22 protein-coding genes and 1 tRNA gene are annotated in these 19864 nt (G+C 36.5%); 16 read left to right on the top strand and 7 right to left on the bottom strand.

From position 1 onward, the window contains the following. Positions 1–63 precede the first annotated feature (63 nt). From ACODR7_RS14170 to ACODR7_RS14130, 9 genes are all read left to right on the top strand, one after another. Entirely contained in the window at positions 64–2310 is a 2247-nt protein-coding gene (locus tag ACODR7_RS14170) for a TonB-dependent receptor (RefSeq protein ID WP_488839971.1), read from the top strand. Between the two features lie 51 nt (positions 2311–2361). Continuing rightward, complete coding sequence (locus ACODR7_RS14165; protein ID WP_488839970.1) at positions 2362–3021, top strand: hypothetical protein; 660 nt, start codon at positions 2362–2364, stop codon at positions 3019–3021. Between the two features lie 142 nt (positions 3022–3163). Then, positions 3164–4477 carry a 2TM domain-containing protein gene (locus ACODR7_RS14160; RefSeq protein WP_488839968.1) on the top strand — a complete coding sequence of 438 codons (1314 nt, stop codon included), beginning with the start codon at positions 3164–3166 and terminating at the stop codon, positions 4475–4477. 4 nt (positions 4478–4481) lie between these two features. Beyond that, on the top strand, positions 4482–4679 hold the full coding sequence (locus ACODR7_RS14155) for a 2TM domain-containing protein (protein WP_488839966.1): 198 nt from the start codon (positions 4482–4484) through the stop codon (positions 4677–4679). Continuing rightward, entirely contained in the window at positions 4676–4786 is a 111-nt protein-coding gene (locus ACODR7_RS14150) for a 2TM domain-containing protein (protein WP_488840077.1), read from the top strand. Before ACODR7_RS14155 ends, ACODR7_RS14150 begins: the two co-directional genes overlap by 4 nt. A gap of 36 nt (positions 4787–4822) precedes the next feature. Further along, positions 4823–5392 (top strand): methyltransferase family protein, encoded by a 570-nt coding sequence (locus ACODR7_RS14145; protein WP_488839964.1) that lies wholly within the window; start codon positions 4823–4825, stop codon positions 5390–5392. Between the two features lie 125 nt (positions 5393–5517). Continuing rightward, on the top strand, positions 5518–5814 hold the full coding sequence (locus ACODR7_RS14140) for a 2TM domain-containing protein (protein ID WP_488839962.1): 297 nt from the start codon (positions 5518–5520) through the stop codon (positions 5812–5814). 26 nt (positions 5815–5840) lie between these two features. Then, positions 5841–6116 (top strand): 2TM domain-containing protein, encoded by a 276-nt coding sequence (locus tag ACODR7_RS14135; RefSeq protein ID WP_488839960.1) that lies wholly within the window; start codon positions 5841–5843, stop codon positions 6114–6116. A gap of 60 nt (positions 6117–6176) precedes the next feature. Next, a complete protein-coding gene (locus ACODR7_RS14130; protein WP_488839958.1) occupies positions 6177–6920 on the top strand; it encodes a LytR/AlgR family response regulator transcription factor in 744 nt (247 codons plus the stop codon). A gap of 93 nt (positions 6921–7013) precedes the next feature. Here ACODR7_RS14130 and ACODR7_RS14125 read toward each other — a convergent pair whose 3' ends face one another. Together ACODR7_RS14125 and ACODR7_RS14120 are read right to left on the bottom strand one after the other, a co-directional pair. Further along, the gene (locus tag ACODR7_RS14125; RefSeq protein ID WP_488839957.1) at positions 7014–8240 is read right to left on the bottom strand and encodes a DUF6051 family protein; all 1227 of its coding nucleotides are present in this window, start codon (positions 8238–8240) and stop codon (positions 7014–7016) included. A gap of 210 nt (positions 8241–8450) precedes the next feature. Then, complete coding sequence (locus ACODR7_RS14120; RefSeq protein WP_488839955.1) at positions 8451–9347, bottom strand: hypothetical protein; 897 nt, start codon at positions 9345–9347, stop codon at positions 8451–8453. Positions 9348–9462: 115 nt separating this feature from the next. On the opposite strand from ACODR7_RS14120, the gene ACODR7_RS14115 reads away from it, so the two are divergent. Together ACODR7_RS14115 and ACODR7_RS14110 are read left to right on the top strand one after the other, a co-directional pair. Beyond that, positions 9463–10194 carry a glycine-rich domain-containing protein gene (locus ACODR7_RS14115; RefSeq protein WP_488839953.1) on the top strand — a complete coding sequence of 244 codons (732 nt, stop codon included), beginning with the start codon at positions 9463–9465 and terminating at the stop codon, positions 10192–10194. A gap of 14 nt (positions 10195–10208) precedes the next feature. Then, the gene (locus ACODR7_RS14110; RefSeq protein WP_488839951.1) at positions 10209–10559 is read left to right on the top strand and encodes a hypothetical protein; all 351 of its coding nucleotides are present in this window, start codon (positions 10209–10211) and stop codon (positions 10557–10559) included. A 63-nt stretch (positions 10560–10622) separates the two neighbouring features. Here ACODR7_RS14110 and ACODR7_RS14105 read toward each other — a convergent pair whose 3' ends face one another. Further along, the gene (locus ACODR7_RS14105) at positions 10623–10832 is read right to left on the bottom strand and encodes a hypothetical protein (protein ID WP_488839949.1); all 210 of its coding nucleotides are present in this window, start codon (positions 10830–10832) and stop codon (positions 10623–10625) included. 174 nt (positions 10833–11006) lie between these two features. After that, the gene (gene mnmA, locus ACODR7_RS14100) at positions 11007–12194 is read right to left on the bottom strand and encodes a tRNA 2-thiouridine(34) synthase MnmA (RefSeq protein ID WP_488839948.1); all 1188 of its coding nucleotides are present in this window, start codon (positions 12192–12194) and stop codon (positions 11007–11009) included. Positions 12195–12387: 193 nt separating this feature from the next. On the opposite strand from mnmA, the gene ACODR7_RS14095 reads away from it, so the two are divergent. Continuing rightward, complete coding sequence (locus tag ACODR7_RS14095) at positions 12388–12915, top strand: hypothetical protein (protein WP_488839946.1); 528 nt, start codon at positions 12388–12390, stop codon at positions 12913–12915. 114 nt (positions 12916–13029) lie between these two features. Here the strand turns inward: ACODR7_RS14095 and ACODR7_RS14090 are convergent, their stop codons facing one another. Beyond that, complete coding sequence (locus ACODR7_RS14090) at positions 13030–15564, bottom strand: ATP-dependent Clp protease ATP-binding subunit (RefSeq protein WP_062673756.1); 2535 nt, start codon at positions 15562–15564, stop codon at positions 13030–13032. Between the two features lie 151 nt (positions 15565–15715). On the opposite strand from ACODR7_RS14090, the gene ACODR7_RS14085 reads away from it, so the two are divergent. From ACODR7_RS14085 to ACODR7_RS14070, 4 genes are read left to right on the top strand one after another with little or no spacing between them, the layout of a single operon-like run. Further along, complete coding sequence (locus ACODR7_RS14085) at positions 15716–15940, top strand: uroporphyrinogen decarboxylase (RefSeq protein WP_076595145.1); 225 nt, start codon at positions 15716–15718, stop codon at positions 15938–15940. Further along, complete coding sequence (locus ACODR7_RS14080) at positions 15940–17037, top strand: glycosyltransferase (RefSeq protein ID WP_488839944.1); 1098 nt, start codon at positions 15940–15942, stop codon at positions 17035–17037. The genes ACODR7_RS14085 and ACODR7_RS14080 overlap by 1 nt, the downstream gene beginning before the upstream one ends. Positions 17038–17081: 44 nt before the next feature. Further along, positions 17082–17501: a SufE family protein gene (locus ACODR7_RS14075; protein WP_076595143.1), complete on the top strand. Its 420-nt coding sequence runs from the start codon at positions 17082–17084 to the stop codon at positions 17499–17501. Between the two features lie 50 nt (positions 17502–17551). Then, on the top strand, positions 17552–18475 hold the full coding sequence (locus ACODR7_RS14070; protein WP_488840075.1) for a glycosyltransferase family 9 protein: 924 nt from the start codon (positions 17552–17554) through the stop codon (positions 18473–18475). Here ACODR7_RS14070 and ACODR7_RS14065 read toward each other — a convergent pair. Next, a complete protein-coding gene (locus tag ACODR7_RS14065) occupies positions 18465–19586 on the bottom strand; it encodes a hypothetical protein (RefSeq protein ID WP_488839942.1) in 1122 nt (373 codons plus the stop codon). The genes ACODR7_RS14070 and ACODR7_RS14065 overlap by 11 nt on opposite strands. Before the next feature lie 117 nt (positions 19587–19703). Beyond that, positions 19704–19778: transfer RNA gene (locus ACODR7_RS14060), tRNA-Val, on the bottom strand. Between the last annotated feature and the right edge of the window lie 86 nt (positions 19779–19864).

Here is a 19864-nt window from a genome sequence, read left to right as displayed (position 1 = left end):
CAGTAATAAATTTTTTACAGAAAGGCATTTCTTGTGCTATTTTTGATCCAGAAAACAATAAAAATGAAAACACAAGGACAAAACATACTGTTTCTGATTCTCCTTCTCACTTCCATCATGGGATATTCCCAGGTGAAAATATCAGGAAAAGTATCCTACAAAAACAAAGGAGTAGCTGAAGTAAATGTTACGTTGAAAGATACCTATGATGGCACTACAACAGATGCTCAGGGGAATTTTACCTTCGAAACTTCAGAAAAAGGGACTCACATCATAACATTTACCCATCCAAAATATGAAAATATTGAAAGAACAGTTACTATTGAGAATCAAGATGTTTCTTTGAATGTTGATCTTAAAGAACAGATCAGTGAGATAGATGCTGTAGTAGTTTCTGCAGGATCTATTGAAGCGAGTGATAAGAAAAGAGCAACGGCATTGCTTACACCCATTGATATTTATACAACAGCAGGGGCAGACGGACAGATTTCTTCAGCATTGACTTATCTTCCGGGAGTTCAGAAAGTAGGAGGAACAGAAGGGTTATTTATCCGTGGAGGTACAGGAACAGAATCTAAAATCTTTATGGACGGAAGTCTTATCAACAATTATTTTTCTAATTCTGTTCCGGGGATTGCAGGAAGAGACCAGTTCAATACTTCTCTTTTTAAAGGAAATATCTTCTCAAGTGGTGGTTATTCTGCATTGTACGGGCAGGCTCTTTCCGGTGCTTTAATGCTGGAAAGCGTTGATCTTCCGGATGAAACTTCCTATAATTTTGGTATTTCACCCATTTTTCTGAGTGCGGGATTTCAAAAGTTAGGAGATAATAAAAACTATTCCTATGGTGCTACAGCTGGATATTCTCTTTTAAGTCTGATGCAGAAAGTCTTTAATTTTAATACAGACTTTGTAGAAGCTCCACAGGGACTTAACGGAGATATGAATTTCAGATTTAAAACAAAATCAGGAGGCTTTTTCAAATATTATGGAATGTTCAACTCCAATAAAATGGGTGTGAGATCAGAAAGCCTTGAACCCGGGTTCGCTTTCAGTCTGGTAAAACTGAACGGGAAAAATACTTTTCATAATCTGTCATTTAAACAGAAATTTGGAAAATATCTTCTGAATGTGGGTGGTTCTTATTCATACAATAAATCTGACCTTCATTTTTCTACAGAAACGAATGACATTGAATCCAACAGAAGTCAGCTTCTTACCGATGGAAATTATCTGAATTTCAAAGCTGTTCTTGAAAGAAAAATAAACAGAATCAGTGCCGTAAGAGGAGGAATTGAATTGAATAATACTGATGAAAATCTGAATTTTGAAGCAGTACAGAAGCATTATAAAGATCTGATTTCTTCTGCTTTCGTGGAAACTGATCTTGGCTTCAGCAATGCTTTATCAGCAAAAATAGGAGTAAGAGCAGAGCATTCTTCTTTTTTAGGAAAGGATAATATTGCGCCCCGTTTTGCGATTGCCTACCGTCTTGCAAAAGACTGGACCACTTCCTTAGCTTACGGACTTTTTTATCAGAATCCGGAAAGTAAATACATCAATGGCCCTGCCAATCTTGGTTTTCAGAAATCACAGCATTATATTTTCCAGGTTCAGAGGGCTTCAGAAGGCAGAACTTTACGTTTTGAGGCGTTTTACAAGAAATATGACCAGTTGATTAAGACGTTCAATATTACCCAGGACAAAGAGCAAAATCAGCAGATTCAGAACGCTTTAAACAATGATGGATACGGATATGCAAAAGGGCTGGAATTTTTCTGGAGAGATAATAAAAAAACATTTGAAAATATTGACTATTGGATCAGCTACTCCTATCTGGATTCAAAAAGAGATTTCCTGAATTACCCTGTGAACCTGCAGCCAAGCTTTGCAGCAGAACATACGCTTTCAGCAGTCGCAAAAAGATTTATTCCTGAATGGAAGCTTGGGGTCAATTTATCATATACTTACGCAAAAGGACGGCCTTATTATGACATTGCCTCCACATTTAAAGATGGAAAAGCTGTAAATTTTATCCGGGATGAAGGAAGACTTAAGGATTACAACGCACTGAATTTCAGTGTCAATTATCTTCCGAATATCGGTAAAAAAGATGCGAAAGCCTTTCCCGTATTTGTATTGAGCATTAGCAATATTTTAGGATCAAAGAATATTTATGGCTATAATTTTTCAGCCAATGGTTCAAGAAGTTCTGCCATTGTTCCGCCTGTCAATACTTTTGTTTTCATAGGAGCATTTATAAGCTTTGGAGTAGACAAAACAGATGATGCCATCAATAATAATTTATAAAAAACATATCTTAGAACAAACAAACATAACTCACTTTTAAAATTTGATATCATGAAAAAATACCTTTTAAGCTTTGCTTTAGCTTTTGTGAGCTTAACTGCTTTTGCACAGGCAGATTATGACAAAATAATGTCTGAAAAAATTGCCAGAATTGAAACCTGTAAAACCTCAGAAGATTTCCAGACTCTGGCGAATGATTTTCAGAGAATAGGAAGTAAAGAAAGCACAAAATGGCTTCCGGCTTACTATGCCGCATTTTCTTATATCCAAAAAGGAAGAACCCTGATGAGAGACGGAAAAATGCAGGAATTGGATGTAATTGCAGACCAGGCAGAGAAGCATCTCTCAATGGCTCAGAATCTTGCAGGAACTGATAATGCCGAAATTCACCTGCTGAGAAAAATGTCTTATTCTCTGAGAATGATGGTGAATCCAGCACAGCGTTATATGACAGATGGCGCAAGAGCTGCTGAAGAAATGAATATTGCGGAGAAATTAGATCCTTCGAATCCGAGAATTGCGCTGATCAAAGCAGAAGATGTCTATTTTACTCCCGAACAGTACGGAGGCAGCAAAACCAAAGGATTGGAGATGTTTAAAGCGGCTCAGGCAAAATTTAACACCTATAAACCCAAAACGGCTTTAGATCCAAACTGGGGAAAGGGAGAAGCTGATTATTTCCTGAGTTTGCCGGCAGAAAAAGCGAAATAAGAATTTCGATATTTCACTTAAAAATCAACCTTCATTCGTGAAGGTTTTTTTAGTACCGTTCAGAACGAAAAATCAGCCCTTCGGTAACAATTAATTTTTGATACCTTTAATAAAAACTAATTTTGAGCCAAGAAAACAGATCATGAAACGGAAAAACTTTATCGTACTATTCTGGGTATCACTTGCAGTCTCCATGTTTTTCTTTTTTGTCTTTACAGAAGAAAAGAATCTTGAAAACTTTTTATATACCCTGCTTATCTCTTTTATTTATTCCTTTGTGCTGGGAGGAGGAAACGGAATGCTGAACAGTTTTCTGAATAAAAAAATTCCATGGTCGGAAGCTACAACGAAAAGAGCGGTTATCAGTATTATTTCAATTATCGTAACCAATTTTGTGCTGGTTTATTTTTGCAATTATGTCAATTTTGTACTTATTCAAAAAGCGGCTACTACAGAAGAGTTTTTCCTGGGAAGATATAATTTCCTTAATTGGTTTACCATCAATATTGCGTTGTTGATTTCTGCTTTCCTGCATGCGAAAGGTTTTATGGAAGAACTGAAAAAGACTTCCAAAAAAGAAGTGGTGGAACAGAAGCTGATCGCCAAATCTGCCAATGCCCAGTTTGAAAGTTTAAAGAACCAGCTGGATCCCCATTTCCTTTTCAATTCATTGAATGTTTTAAGCTCTCTGATTGATGAAAATCCAAAACAGGCACAAAAGTTTACGGCTTCAATGTCAAAGATTTACCGATATGTACTTGAACAAAAAGATAAAGAACTGGTAACGGCAGAAGATGAAATAGAATTTGCAAAAACCTATTGCGATCTTTTGAAAACAAGGTTTGAAGACAGTGTGGATTTTAGTTTTGATGTGGCCAAAGAAGACTATCAGAAATATGTTGTTCCATTAGCTTTACAGCTATTGTTGGAGAACTGTATCAAGCACAATTTTGCAACATCATCAAGACCTCTGATCATTAGAATTTTTTCAGATGGAAATACCCTCTGTATTGAAAATAATCTTCAGGCAAGAGAGCAGATTAAGGAAAGCTCGGGAATTGGTCTTGCTAATATCGTACAGCGTTATTCCCTTCTTACAGAACGAAATGTCTTCATCGAAAAATCCGAAGATCATTTTAAAGTAAAACTTCCAATGCTGATAACTAAGCCGCATATTTCCAGCTCGAAACCAGAGGATGATTCAGCTGCTTATAAACGGGCACAAAAGAGAGTAAAAGAGATTAAGAGTTTTTATATGAACCTGATTTCTTACTGTACGGTAAGCGCCTTTTTAATCTTTATTAACCTCTTTACAAGCAGTAGAAATCACTGGTTCTGGTTTCCTGTACTGGGATGGGGAATAGGTGTTGCTTCCCATGCATTTCAGGTGTTTGGAGTAGGAGAATCATGGCAGGAAAAGAAGATCCGTGAAATTATGAACAAACAAAAAAAATAGGCTTATGGAAACATTTGACGAAAACGATATGGATTATCAACGGGCAAGAAGACAGGTAGAAAGACTGCGCGGATTTTACGGACATTTATTCGCTTATATCGCAGTGAATGCCCTGATTGTTGTCTATAATTGTATACATCTGAAGCCCGGAGAAAGCTATTTTCAGTTTAAAAACTTTTTACGGCCACTTTCTGGGGAATAGGGCTTGCCGCACATGCGGTTACCGTTTTTCTGCCCCGTGTTAATTTTATCAAAAAATGGGAAGATAAGAAGATCAAGGAACTGATGGATAAACAGAAAGATCACTAAAAGGAAAAGCATTTAATCTTAAAAACCTTTTGAAAAATGAATGCTTTATCAATTCTATTCTACATTTCAATGGCCGCTTGGTTTATCACGGAATTCCTTTATAAGAACATGTTGAAATCCGGGAAAGAAGATCAGAAAAACAAAGATAAATCTACACTGAATATCTTATGGCTGGCGATTCCTTTTTCCATTGTAAGCGCAATTTTCATGTCTTATAATTTTCATTTTCCGATGGCTGATGGGGGTTGGATTCTTTATCTGGGTGAACTTTTTATTCTTATCGGGATTCTTGTCAGATATGTGATCATCAGATCTTTGGGAAAATATTTTACAGTAGATGTTACCATCAGACAGGATCATAAAATTAAAAAAGAAGGATTTTATAAATATCTGAGACATCCATCTTATGCTTTTTCTCTGCTAATTTCTCTTGGTCTCGGTTTGTATTTAAATAACTGGCTTTCATTGATCTTTGCTTTTTTGCCTCCGTTTTTTGCCTTCGCCTACAGGATTAAGATTGAAGAACAGGCTCTGACAGAACAGTTTGGATATGAGTATATTGAATACAGAAAAAGTACTAAAAAATTAATTCCGTTTATCTATTAATGACATGTTTTTACAGTTCAGACAGCATAATCTACCGTTCGGTAATATAAAATTGATTGAAGGGTGTTTTCTGATCTACCTTTGGTTCAAGAAATAACAAATCAACTTTTAAAAAATAAAATATTATGGAAATTTTACCTGATAATGAAACAATTGCTTACAGGAAAGCTTCAAGAAGAGTGAAAGATCTGAAAGAATTTTATGGAAACCTTACTTCTTATGGTATTGTAATTTCTTTCTTAGCAATACTGAATCTGATGACCGCTCCCGGATATTTATGGTTTTTATGGCCTGCACTGGGATGGGGAGTAGGAATTGCATTTCATGCCATAAGCGTATTTGGAATTGGTAAAAGCTGGGAAGAAAGAAAAATAAGAGAACTGATGGAGAAGGATGAAAAACAGAAAATAAAAACACTATAAACAATAACTTAAAAACTTATACAATCATGGATTACGAAACTGCCCACACAAGAACCAACAATATCAGAAAATTCTATAAAAGCATTTTTATATTTGCCCTATTTGCCGTTCTAATCATTCCTGATGATATTTTTGGTGAAAAAATTATTCATTTCAGGTTATTTGACAGGTATACCATCCTTGCAATCTGGGCATTTATTATTCTCGTAAAAGCAGCAAAACTATTTCTTTTTGATTCTGAATGGGAAAATAATATGATTGAAAAAGAACTCAGGAAAGATAAAAAAACGATAAAGTATTAAAATGTATCCACTTTTATCTACCTTTATTTTCCAAAATCTGAAAACCAAAATTTAAACTCAATGATCAAAACTGTCATTATAGAAGACGAAAAACCTGCTTCAAGGAAACTGGAGAGAATGCTGAATAACTTTCCTGAAATAGAGATCGTTGCTAAAATAGAATCAGTGGAAGAAGGAGTTGCCTGGTTTTCTGAAAACGAACATCCGCAGCTGATCTTTTCCGATATTGTTTTAGGCGACGGACTGTCTTTTGATATCTTTGAAAAAGCTCCTACCAAAGGTTTCATCATCTATACGACAGCCTTTGACCAATATACCCTGAAAGCTTTTAAGCTGAACAGCATTGATTATCTCTTAAAACCCATTCTTGATGAAGACCTGGAAGGAGCCGTGGAGAAATTTAAATCCTTCATTCCTGCCAATGACACCAATGGCTCCCAGGATATCAAACATTTAATCAGAAAAGAAAAATCTACCCTTTCCAGAGTTCTGGTTAAAATAGGATATAACCTTAAAATTATACAGACGCAGGAAATAAGCTGTTTTTTCAGCGAGAATAAAATCGTTTATCTTCAGACGGAAGACCGTACTTATCCGTCAGATTTTACACTTGATGAGCTGGAAGAGGTGTTGGACGAGAAAAAATTTTTCCGGGTGAACAGACAGTTCATTATCGGTTCGGATTATATCAAAAATATTCATACCTCGCCTTATTATAAAGTGGATCTTGAATTTCAGCCGGAAGAGGAAATTACGGTCAGCAGAGACCGTGTGAAAGATTTTAAAGACTGGCTGGTCAGTTGATAAGTATTAACCTAAAAACATACACCATGGATCTCATATTATTATTATTATTTAAACTATTCCTTACCCTCTTTTATCCCTGAAAATCCATCATCAGGAATTATAGAAATCACTGGCGGACTGTACAAACTGGTGAAATGCTTCCGTAACTTCTTTTGAATGTTTATGAGTAAGCGGAAACGGAACCATATGGGAATACTCAAACGGAAAATCTTTGATTTCAATGTCTACATTGATATTCCTGTAGCCACCCCGCAGTGTATTTAACGCTTCTATAGGAGGAGCAACACTGTCTTTTTCCAAAACATAGGCTTTGATCTGAGATTGGATTTCCTGAATTCTTTCTTCTCTCTCCTTTTGAAAGTAATTATAGCGCAGCATTTTTTTAAACCAGCTTTCCTGTGGATGCAACGCTTCATTCTGATAATGCTTTAAGCGGGTATCCGATTTAAAATCAGCGCTCAGCAACTCCGTGAAAACAGACTGCATTTTAACGGTTGCCTGAGTATCCATGATGTATTTGGAGATCGGAAACATCCTGTCGATCGTCATTCCTCCACAAAAACAAAACACTTTTGATCGGGTAAAATAATGATTCGGATCAGCCATTTTGATAATTAAAGAAAGAAATGATCCTATAGAGTATCCAAATAGATCTAATCTTGCATCGGGTGAAATACTTTTGATTTTACCATTTTTAATACTTTTTACCACCTCAGTAATATCCGAATAAGTCTGAAGTCCGGACCAGAAAATTCTTTGTGGATGAGCTTCCAGTCTGGAACTTATGGCTGCATTCACGTAAGAGTAATTCATGTTTTCCGGATACTTTTTCTTCCTGAAATTAACCACTTCCATCATATGATGACGGTCACTCCAGATAGGGTCTGCACGGTCCATATGAAATGCAATGGGGAACAAAATGATAGCCTTTTGTGTTCTTTGAGCCAATTCATATGCCCATGGCAGGTATTTATCCCATTTCTTTTCATTCAGTCCATGGAAGAAAAACAGAGCTCCCTTGGCTGTTTCCGTATCTGCCCGCTTCAGAATATGATATTCAAACCTTTTATTGCATTCAATATCAAAATCTTTGATGTCTACAGCAGGTTGGTTGTAAAAGAGATAGCCGTTTTTGTTGATTTCGAGGGTTTGCTGATGTTTGCTGCAATGCTGGTTTTCTGAGCCATAAAGTAGGTCACAAACCTTGGATTCAAAAGGAATTGATTCAATGCTTACATTCAGTTCCTGGAGTTCAGTCCTGTCTTTTCCGGAATCAAAATGCTTTTTCAAAACTTCATACAATTCATAATATTCCATAGCAAGACGATTGAAGGGTTCATATTTAGAACCATCAATTTAGAGAATTATTGCGGTAATGAATTGATTTTTAAGGTTTAAATATATTCCAGGCATAAGAGAAATACAATAAACCCTGAAATAGTCTTATTCCGGGGCCGTGATATAGAGATTGATGATGATGTTTATTGTTGAATTATTTTTTTGTCCGATAATCTTTATTTTTTTTAACTATCTGTAGTCTATTCTGTTAGATTCGGTGTCTTCAAGTTGTTTAACAATTGATTCAGGTATTTCGTCACTGTCAATGGGAAAGCTGATGGAATCAGAAATAAAGTTTTTTCTGTCGGCTTTTCTGAAGATTTCAAACAAAGCAATCGGCTCCTGATTGAAGCTGATGCACGTGCTTATAAAGTGGATTTCGTGGAGTTTATAGTCTGGGTTCTTAAGTTTTTCTTTACTATCTTTTATCCTTGAAATGAAATGTCTCTGGCGGATAAATGTATTGCTGTTCATGATGATGAAAACATAATCAGAATAGGCTGTTACTTTTCCAAAATATTTGTGATGATCACCACCGCTTCTTTCAATAAAATATTCTCCGGTGGTTTCAGACTTGTAAATTTCCATCGCAGAGCGCCATATACGGTCTTCTTTTGCCATCAAAGGATTATCGGGTAGATTTCTGTTATAAGAATACCAGCAGCCTACTAAACGGTCTAAAAGAGCGGTGTTCAGATTCACATTATTCATATCAATCCTCAGATCATTAAAATTGAATGCATCCGTATTAGAATTGATGAAATCGATATAATTGGAATACCCCAGAACTTTCACAATTAAACTCAGCTTGGCGAGATTGGGTCTGCTGAGAGCTGCATTTTCATTCTGTCTGAATTTCTTCAGTTTATTGATAATCAGATGTTCATACAGATAATTTGTTCCCAGAAGATCTGGCTCTTTTTTGATCTCTTTTTCTGAATGATCATTGATAATCAGCTCATTCAGTTCAGCACTGATATAAGACCATTCGGTTTTGGTCACATCCTCCCAACGGTTTTTCTTTAAAAATTGCCGGCTTAAGAAATTCATAAGCTTTTCAAGATGCAGGATATCTTCCTTTTTCATGGGATGTATTTTATAAGACTAATTTAAGATTTTTATCAAACCAAAAAAGATTTTTGAAAGACTTTTATATTGTATAATCCATAGATATTTGAGTAGAAAAACAAAAATCAAAACAATGGAAACAAAAATGGTAGTAAAAGACGAATCTCTTTGGAGCCGGATACAGGCATTTTCCCTTGATGCTCCCGGTGTTGATTTCCCTTTCTCAAAAAAACTGGCAAAAGAAGAAAGCTGGAGTCTTGATTTCGCAGGAAAAGCAATTGAAGAGTACAAAAAGTTCGTTTATCTCTGCTGTATTCTTCCCCATGGAGCTTCTCCCAGTAAAATAGTGGATAAAGTATGGCATATGCACCTGATCTACACCCAGAATTATTGGGAAGAATTTTGCCCTCATATTTTAAAAAGGCCACTTCATCATCATCCTTCCAAAGGAGGAACTGCTGAGAAAGAAAAACATCAGAATTGGTTTGAAGATACTTTAGCAAGTTATCGGCAGGTTTTCCGGCAAGAAGCGCCTGAAGAAATATGGATAGAAATTAAGAAAAAATCTAAAGTACAATCCTGGCTGAGAAAAATGGCCTTCTTTGCTCCAGTATTTGCGTTACTGCTTTTATTTTCTTGTACAGAAGGAGATAACTTTTCAGGGTTAATGGTTATTGGAGTTGTATTTGGGATTATTTTCATCCTGGGAGCTATAGCTTCAATAGCAGGAGATAGTGAAGTCACAGATCCGAATAGAAAAGATAAGCAAAACAATGATGGAGGAGGAAGTTGTGGAGGCTCAAGCTGCAGCGGAGGTGGTGGTTGTGGAGGCGGCTGCGGAGGATGCGGCGGCTGTGGAGGATAATAAAACTAATCATTATGAAAAAACTCATCATTCATTCACTACCTGTAGTGATAAGTCTTATATGGCTTATGGCAGTACATCAGACATTTAATCCTGTTATTCTTAAAGGACCAGACTTTCTGAAGTTCTATCTCATTCTGGTTCTAGGATTTTATGCTTCGCTTTCCCTATTAAATTCTTTGAGAGAAACCATTTCGGGAACGACATTTTATTTCGCAGGATTTATTTTCTTGTTGGGAATAATCAAGCTTATCAGAGGTGTCATATTGGGAAAACCTGTTGGATTTCTTGTTATGATCTTAATAGCAGAAGGTATTGTTATATTGATTTTTATCTCAGGTCATGTCAATGAAAAGATAAAGTAAAATTTATTATTAAAAACAAACCCGAAACAAAAATGTTCCGGGCTTTATTATGTGTTGTTGATATTAAATATCTTTCTTTTCTTCTTTTGCGGGCTGATAGCCATATTTTCGGACCATAACGGAAGTCAGGACTACCAAAATAAGACTGATCGCGATATTGGATTTTTCCGGATGCACAATGGCCTGATAAAAATTATAACCAAAAATAGCGGATACAACTGCAATCAGAATATTGTTTACATAAGCATACTGGTTTTTTGTAGATGTTTTCATAGTAGTATTTTTTATTGTTATTTACTCAGTAAGTATGACAACATAAAAAACGTTACAGAAAAATTTTAAAAAAATTATTTTCTTTAAAAAACAATTTCGATATAGCTAAAACCTCTTCATTCAAAAACTCACGCCCCGAAATCCCGAATCCCGTAACACAAATCTCAAAAACTCTTATGAAATCACGCCGCTACCGATCAGTTCCTCATCGATATACCATGAAGCAAACTGCCCTTCGGCAATAGCAGACTGAAGCTCGTCAAATTCAATATAAAAAGCATTCTCAAACTGATATAACGTCGCCTTCTGCAAAGGCTGTCTGTATCTGAATCTGGCCATTACTTCCATAGATCCTCCGTTCTGAAGTCTCATATCTTCACGAACCCAGTGCAGTTCAGAATTGTCAATTTTCAAAGCTTTTTTATGAAGTCCAGGGAAATGGCTTCCTTCTCCTACGAAAAGAATGTTGTTTTCCATATCTCTGGAGATGATAAAACAGCTTTCTTTGTGCCCGCCTATACCAAGACCTTTACTTTGTCCGATCGTGAAAAACTGGGCTCCCTGATGTTTCCCGATTACTTTTCCGTCAGATTTTTTATAATTGATTTTTCGTGATAAAAACTCAAGTTCCTCTTCTTTGGAGGAGAATTCAGGTTTTTCTTCTGAAAATAAAGGAGAATCTTTGAAAATTTCTACAATTTCGCCTTCATTAGGTTTCAATTGCTGTTGTAAAAACTGCGGAAGGCTTACTTTCCCGATAAAACATAATCCCTGAGAATCTTTTTTATCTGCTGTTACCAGTCCGATTTCTTTTGCAATTTCTCTTACCTGAGGCTTTGTAAGTTCTCCAATCGGGAATAACGCTTTTGAAAGCTGATCCTGACTTAGCTGACAAAGGAAATAAGACTGGTCTTTATTGTTGTCTTTTCCTGCCAGAAGATGGAAGATTTCTTTACCGTTTTCATCAAAAGTAGAATTTACCCTTGCATAATGTCCCGTTGCTACCTTATCGGCACCCAAAGACATTGCGGTCTTCATAAAAACATCGAATTTTACTTCTCTGTTACACAATACATCAGGGTTGGGAGTTCTGCCTTTTTCATATTCGGCAAACATATAGTCAACAATGCGTTCCTTGTAAAGTTCACTCATGTCGATCACCTGGAAAGGAATTCCAAGCTTTTGTGCTACCATGAGAGCATCATTACTGTCCTCAATCCAGGGACACTCATCTTCTAATGTGACGGAAGCATCGTTCCAGTTTCTCATGAATAAAGCCACTACCTCATGGCCTTGCTGCTGCAGCAAATATGCTGTAACACTAGAATCTACACCTCCGGAGAGGCCTACTACTATTTTCATTGTATTTCAATTTTACGAAACTCTTAACGGGAGTTCTTAGTTTGATGCGGCAAAAATACAACTAAATAAATTCGTAAAAAAACCATAATTTTAAACATTGATAAAAACGATAGAGCTTTATGTCGTCTTTTTATCAACCTCTTTGCAGCCGGAAACAGACGAGAGTATAATTGTAAGACCAAAAATATAACATATGAAAAAGTTTATTATTTCTATGATGCTGATATCTTCAGGGTCAGTTTTTTCTCAAATTTCAGTAGGTACACCAATGCAGGAAAACAGTAAGTGGACTTTTGGAGGTGGCATAGGATTAGGATTTGGAAGTAACAGCGCGTTTAATCTGTCTGCATCACCAAGAGTAGGCTACAGGTTTACGAATGATTTCGAAGGCGGGGTAATAGGGAGTGTTTCGTGGCAGACTTCTGATTACTATAAATCCACCATGTTTGGAGTAGGTCCTTTTGTGAATTACTACTTCGCCAGATCATTTTATGTAGGAGCCAACTATCAGCATTATTTTGTTGATTATAAGGATAAATATTATGATTATAAATACAATACGGAAGAAAATGCCTTGTATCTGGGCGGAGGATATATGCAGCGAATTGGAAATAACTCTTTCATGCAGCTGGGGTTAATGTATAACGTGCTCTGGAAGCAGAATTCCAGCGTATTTTCCAGCGGCCTGATCCCGAACATTGGTTTTGTGGTAGGGCTTTAGCCCGTTTAATCAGAAAAACAAAATTTATTCGGCTTTAGCCTAAACTTAGAAAAACAAAAATCCCCGGGAAAATTTCCCAGGGATTTTCTATTTGAAATTTAATTTCTTATTTAATTAAGATTGAGAAGACTTTTCAGCTGATTTTTTAGCTTTTTGCGTTTTCCCGATCAGTCCGTCTTTTGCCTCATTAAGGTCAAGAACTACGGTTTCTCCTTCGTTCAATTGCTTGTTTACCAACATTTCTGCCAATAAGTCTTCAATATACTTCTGGATGGCACGTTTCAATGGTCTTGCTCCGAAATCTTTATCCCATCCTTTTTCAGAAATAAAGTCTTTTGCTTCTTCAGTAAGATCTACTTTATATCCTAGTTTTTCAAGTCTGCCATAAAGCTTATTCAGTTCAATATCAATGATTTTCTTGATATCATCCTGTACAAGAGAGTTGAAGATCACAATATCATCAATTCTGTTTAAGAATTCTGGTGCAAATGCTTTTTTAAGGGCATTTTCAATAGTACTTCTCGCTCTTGAATCTGAAGTGGTTTTCTTCGCAGAAGTTCCGAATCCTACACCGTCTCCGAAGTCTTTAAGATCTCTTGTTCCGATGTTTGAGGTAAGAATAATAATGGTGTTTCTAAAATCAATTTTTCTTCCTAAGCTGTCTGTAACGTGTCCTTCATCCAGAATCTGCAACAGAATATTGAATACATCCGGGTGAGCTTTTTCAATCTCATCCAAAAGAACTACTGCATAAGGCTTTCTTCTTACTGCTTCTGTTAACTGACCACCTTCTTCGTATCCTACGTATCCCGGAGGCGCACCTACTAATCTCGAAACCGCGAATTTCTCCATGTATTCACTCATGTCAATTCTGATCAGAGATTCATCGGATTCGAATAGCTCTCTTGCCATTACTTTAGCCAATTCGGTTTTACCAACCCCTGTTGTTCCAAGGAAAATAAAGGTACCGATCGGGCGGTTAGGATCTTTAAGACCTGCTCTGTTTCTTTGAATAGCCTTAACGACTTTCTTCACAGCATCTTCCTGACCGATTACTTTTCCGTTCAGTTTCTCATCCATTTGGGCCAATTTGTCAAGCTCGTTCTTGCCAACTTTCGTTACCGGAACACCACTCATCATAGAAACTACTTCCGCCACATTTTCCTCCGTTACGGTTTCTTTTTTCTCTTTTACATCCTTATCCCATTTTTCCTGAGCCGAATTCAGTTCCATCTGAAGACGTTCTTCCTCATCTTTCAGCTTTCTGGCTTCCAGATAGTCCTGAGCTTTTACTGCTTTTTGTTTCAGTTCTTTGATGTCTTCAATTTTCTTTTCAAAATCAATGATTTCAGTAGGAACCTTCATGTTTTTAATATAAACCCTGGATCCTGCTTCGTCCATGGCATCAATGGCTTTGTCCGGAAGAAAACGGTCCGTAATATATCTCGATGTCAGATTCACACAAGCCAGAATTGCTTCCGGAGTATAGATTACATTATGATGTTCTTCATATTTATCTTTGATCTGATTCAGGATCTGAACAGTTTCATCAATAGAAGTAGGTTCCACCATTACTTTCTGGAATCTTCTTTCCAAAGCTCCGTCTTTTTCAATATACTGGCGGTATTCATCCAGTGTAGTTGCCCCAATGCATTGAATTTCTCCTCTTGCCAAAGCCGGTTTGAACATATTGGAAGCATCTAAACTTCCCGTAGAACTTCCCGCCCCTACAATGGTATGAAGCTCATCAATAAATAAGATGACATCTCTGTTTTTCTCCAGTTCCGTCATAATGGCCTTCATTCTTTCCTCAAACTGACCACGATATTTAGTTCCGGCAACTAAACTTGCCAGATCTAAAGTGATCACACGTTTTCCGTAAAGAACTCTCGATACTTTTTTCTGTTGAATTCTTAGTGCTAAACCTTCAGCAATGGCAGATTTACCAACTCCCGGCTCTCCGATAAGAAGAGGGTTGTTCTTCTTTCTACGCGATAAGATCTGAGAAACTCTCTCAATTTCTTTTTCACGCCCAATCACCGGGTCCAGTTTTCCATCTCTGGCCAAAGAAGTAAGGTCTCTACCAAAGTTGTCCAATGTAGGGGTTTTACTTTTTGCAGAACCTAGATTTCCTGTAGGCTTTCTCATTTGCTCAAATTCTTCTCTCTCATCATCATCGTCATAAGCACTCATCTGAGGAGACTGGCCTGAATTTTTAAGCATAGTCTGGTATTCTCTTGAAACTCCTTCGTAGTCGATGTCATAAGCTCCCAGAATATTTGAAGTAGGGTCTTCATATTTATAAAGAATACCTAAAAGCAGGTGAACGGTATTAATTTCATTGCTTTTATATTGGCGGCATTCTAACTCTGCACGTTTAATGGCATGATCTGCCATCTTGGTGAAAGAAATATTGGTAACCTCTTCAGAAATAGGATTTAGACTTGCTGTATTTAAAGTTTCAATTTTTCTTCTGATTTGTGTTAAATCCGCATTAAGGTTTTGAAGGATTTCTTTTGCAGAGTTTTCCGTTTTTATAATACCTAAAAGTAGATGTTCTGTATTAAGAAATTCACTTTTCAGCCTTTTAGCTTCGCTTTTGCTTTGTTTGAACACCTGGCTCAAACCTTGTGAAAACTTATAATCCATAATATATCTCATTAGAACAAAGGCAGCATTACCTTTTATTCATTATCTAAATTACAAATATTTTACCAAAAAACAATTAATGACTTTATGGCAGAAAAAATTTTATTATCTTATTGAAAATGATTAAGTTTGTTCTCCTTAAATTTCCCCCATGAATACTGAAATTACTAATTACATCGGCTATTCTGCTTCTCTTTTTATCGTATTGAGTTTCATACTGAAAGATGTAAGAAAAATAAGAGTGGTTAATATGATTGGCTGTATTTGTTTTGTCATTTATGGTATCTTTAATGGAATGCTTTGGCCGGTTATCATACCAAACGGGCTTATTTGTTTCATTCAAATCTATTATTTAATGCTAGATAAGAAAGATTGATGAGGAAAAAAATAATTACTTCTGCTTTTAGTAATCTGTATACTGACCAACGGATAGAGAAGGTATGCAAAACCCTTTTTGACAACGGATATTCTATAGAACTGATTGGTAACGACTGGGAAGGAAATGAAAAAATGGAGCGTCCTTATTCTTTTTCAAGGATTAGCTTAAAGTCTAAAAGTTTAAAGACCGCTTATTTTGAATTCAACTGGAAATTATATCAAGAGCTGAAGAAAAAAGCGGACAAAGATACGATCCTTCATGCCAATGACATTGATGCACTTCTGCCAAATTATCTCATTGCCAGAAAACTGAACATACCGCTAGTCTTTGACAGCCATGAAATTTTCACGGAAATGCCATCTGTTCAGAACAGATTTTCGCAAAAATTCTGGAGAGTGCTAGAGAGAAAGCTCGTTCCTCACATGGATTTGATGATGACAGAAAGTGAAAGCTACGCAGAATGGTTTCATGAACAATACAATGTCAATCCGGTAGTGGTTAGAAATATTCCGAGAAAAATTCTTTCTGCACCGGAAATTCCCGATAATAAGCCTAAAATTATTCTGTATCAGGGAGCAATTAATCAATCCAGAGGTATAGAAAAAATGATTGTGGCAATGCATCATATTAAAGATGCTGTCCTGAAAATTGCAGGTGACGGGCCAAAGAAAAAAGAATATGAGGAACTTGTTATTCAGGAAAAACTGCAGGATAAAGTATTTTTCCTGGGTAAGCTGAAACCGGAAAATCTTAGGGAAATAACCAAAACTGCTGATGCGGGATTCAGTCTTGAAGAAAACAACGGGGTAAGCTACTATTATTCGCTTCCCAATAAGGTTTGTGATTACATACAGTCTAGAGTACCGCTTGTGATGATTAATTTTCCGGAGATGCAAAGGATAAAAAATCAATTTAATGTAGGAGAAATTATTCCGGATCATCAGCCTGAAACCATTGAGAAAGCAATTAATCTTGTTCTTCATAGGGGAAGACAGTATTATCAAAGTGAATTAAATAAGGCAGCAGATGTTTTTTGCTGGGAGAATGAAGAAACAAAAATCCTGCAGCTTTTTGAAAAAGCATCCGGTAAATAATTTTTACAAAATTGGTTATCTTTGCAAAAGAAATTTGATTTAAAATGACCATTAAAGAAAAACAGCAGGAAATAATAGACGAATTCGCTTTTCTTGACGATTGGGAGCAAAAGTATGAGTACATCATTGATCTTGGAAAAGAACTGAAGGGTTTGCCGGACGATAAGAAAACAGAAGAAAATCTTATTAAAGGCTGCCAGAGCAAAGTTTGGATTGATGCTGAATTTAAAGAAGGGAAACTTTTCTTTAATGCAGATTCTGATGGTATTTTACCCAAAGGGATTGTTTCTCTTTTAGTAAGTATTTACAGTGGACATTCCACTCAGGAAATTCTGGATTCTGATTTTGATTTTATTGGAGAAATAGGGTTACAGGAATTTCTTTCACCTTCCAGAGCTAACGGGCTGATGGCGATGACAAAGCAGATCAAGTTTTATGCAGTTGCTTACCAGCTGAAATCATAATCGTGACCAGAATTTTAGCATATCGTTTTTCCGCATTCGGAGATGTTGCAATGACAGTACCTGTTTTCAGAGAATTTCTGGAGCAGAACCCTGGTGTGGAAATTATTATGGTTTCCAGGAAAAATTTTGAGGCCTTGTTTGCGGGAATTTCCAATGTAACTTTTAAGGGAATTGATCTGGATGATTACAAAGGTTTTTTTGGATTGAGAAAATTGAGCAATGAACTGATCCGTGAATTTAATCCGGATTGTATTGCCAATCTCCATGATGTAATCCGAACCAAGGTTTTAGACAGAATATATAGAAGAAAAGGATTTAAGGTCTATAAAATTGATAAAGGCAAGGAAGAAAAGGAACATCTTACGGATGTCTGGAATTTGGAAAAGGTTCAGCTTAAAAAAACGGTGGAACGTTACGCTGATGTTTTTCGTGAAATGGGATTCAGGATTGAACTTTCTCATCAATTAAGGCCGGTTTCGGAGCAGAAATCAGGAATAGGGTTCGCTCCTTTTGCCCAGCATAAAGGAAAAATGCTTCCTTTGGAGAAGTCGTATGAGCTGGTGAAAATTCTTGCTAAGAAGCATACCGTATATTTCTTTGGAGGAGGTAAAAAAGAAACTGAAACCCTTGAAAAATGGGAAGAAGAGATTCCTAATACAAAAAACCTTGCCGGAAAATTAAATCTTACAGAAGAACTTAATTATATTGCCGGATTAGAACTGATGATTTCCATGGATTCTGCCAATATGCACCTTGCAAGTCTTGTTGGAACGCGATGTGTTTCTATTTGGGGGGCAACTCACCCTTATGCCGGATTTTTAGGATTTGGGCAGAGCGAAGAAGATGTGGTTCAGGTGAAAGATCTGAGCTGCAGACCATGTTCCGTTTTTGGAGATAAAGAATGTTACAGAGGCGACTGGGCCTGTCTTGAAGAATTTAATATTCAGAAAGTGGTGGACAGGGTTAATTTTTAAAAATTAGCTTTATTATTTCTTCGGCTTTAGCTTTATCAGAATGGCTTGTTTCTAAAATATTCTTTCTTTTTTCCGTGTCATGATAGTCTTTTTCAGCTGAGGTAATAATATGGTGCCGGATTTGCCTCATATCAGTACCGTACAGACATAAATTTGTTAAAACAGGATCATCAGTAATATTACCATTAATAATTACAAAACGGCTGTTGTAAAGCGTATTGAAAAGCTTCACCTTTGTTCCTGAATTCTGATAAGAAATCAAAATATTGGCATGAGCAGCTTTCAGAAGACGATAAAGATTTTCTGTAGTTTCAATAGGAGTGAGGTTGATATTCTCAACTGCCGAAATCTTGTTTTTAATATCTTCACTGGCCCGATCGGAGGCGACAACCAGTTTATATTGGGGAAGCGTTTTAAATAACTCAATAGTCTCATTCAATGCTCTTTTATTGTCCGCAGTGGTGAGGTCTCCGTGAAAAAGAAAATAACTTCCTTTTGTATCCAATTCCTTTACCGATTCATTACCGTGAAAGATATGAATCAGGTGTGCATTTCCCGAATAGGTTTCTACTTCATTATATTCCTTTTCAGACAAGCAGAATATAGCTTCGAATTTCTTTAAAAGTTTTTTCTGATATCCTGTATATTTTAAAGATTCAATGGTGTAGATGATCTTTTTGAATAGGTTTTTCTCAGACACAGAAAGACCTTTATAGTACTCTTTTTCGTTGTTGTGATAACGGAGATAGAGTTTATGGTTATTCTCTTTCAGAAACCGGATAATACGCGTTGTCTGTAAACCCTCGAACAGGATGGGAGCTTTATTCTTTTCCAGATTTTTAAGAAGAACTTGAGAATCTCTGATAGCTGCAGCGAAAGGTGTTCCTGAAAAATAGAGAAGTGGATTCTTTCTCTTTTGATAAAAAAAAACATTTTCCGTGATCTCTTTGACTTCCGGATCAATTTTATGAGGGATTTGATCTACAAAACAGTGAAGGTGAATTTTTATTCCCAGATCAGATAAGGCCTTGATTTTATAATACACATCAATAATCCCACCGTAAGAAGGAGGATAGGGATAATTGAATGATATGAGATGGAGTTCCTTCATGTCAGGCGAAATTCAAATGCAGACAAAGGTAAATAAATATAAGGAAAGCGCAGGACGCTTATTTAAATGCTTAGAAATAAAAATAAAAAAATCTCCCAGAAATCTGAGAGATTTTTGTGGGTCCTGAGGGATTCGAACCCCCGACCCTCTGGGTGTAAACCAGATGCTCTGAACCAACTGAGCTAAGAACCCGAATTTTTTTGAAAGGTTTCGTTTCCTTTTCTGTGGGTCCTGAGGGATTCGAACCCCCGACCCTCTGGGTGTAAACCAGATGCTCT

The organism is Chryseobacterium sp. FG46 (genome assembly GCF_057809135.1).
The sequence above is the reverse complement of the archived record's forward strand: the minus strand, read 5'-3'. Positions and strand labels throughout refer to the sequence as shown.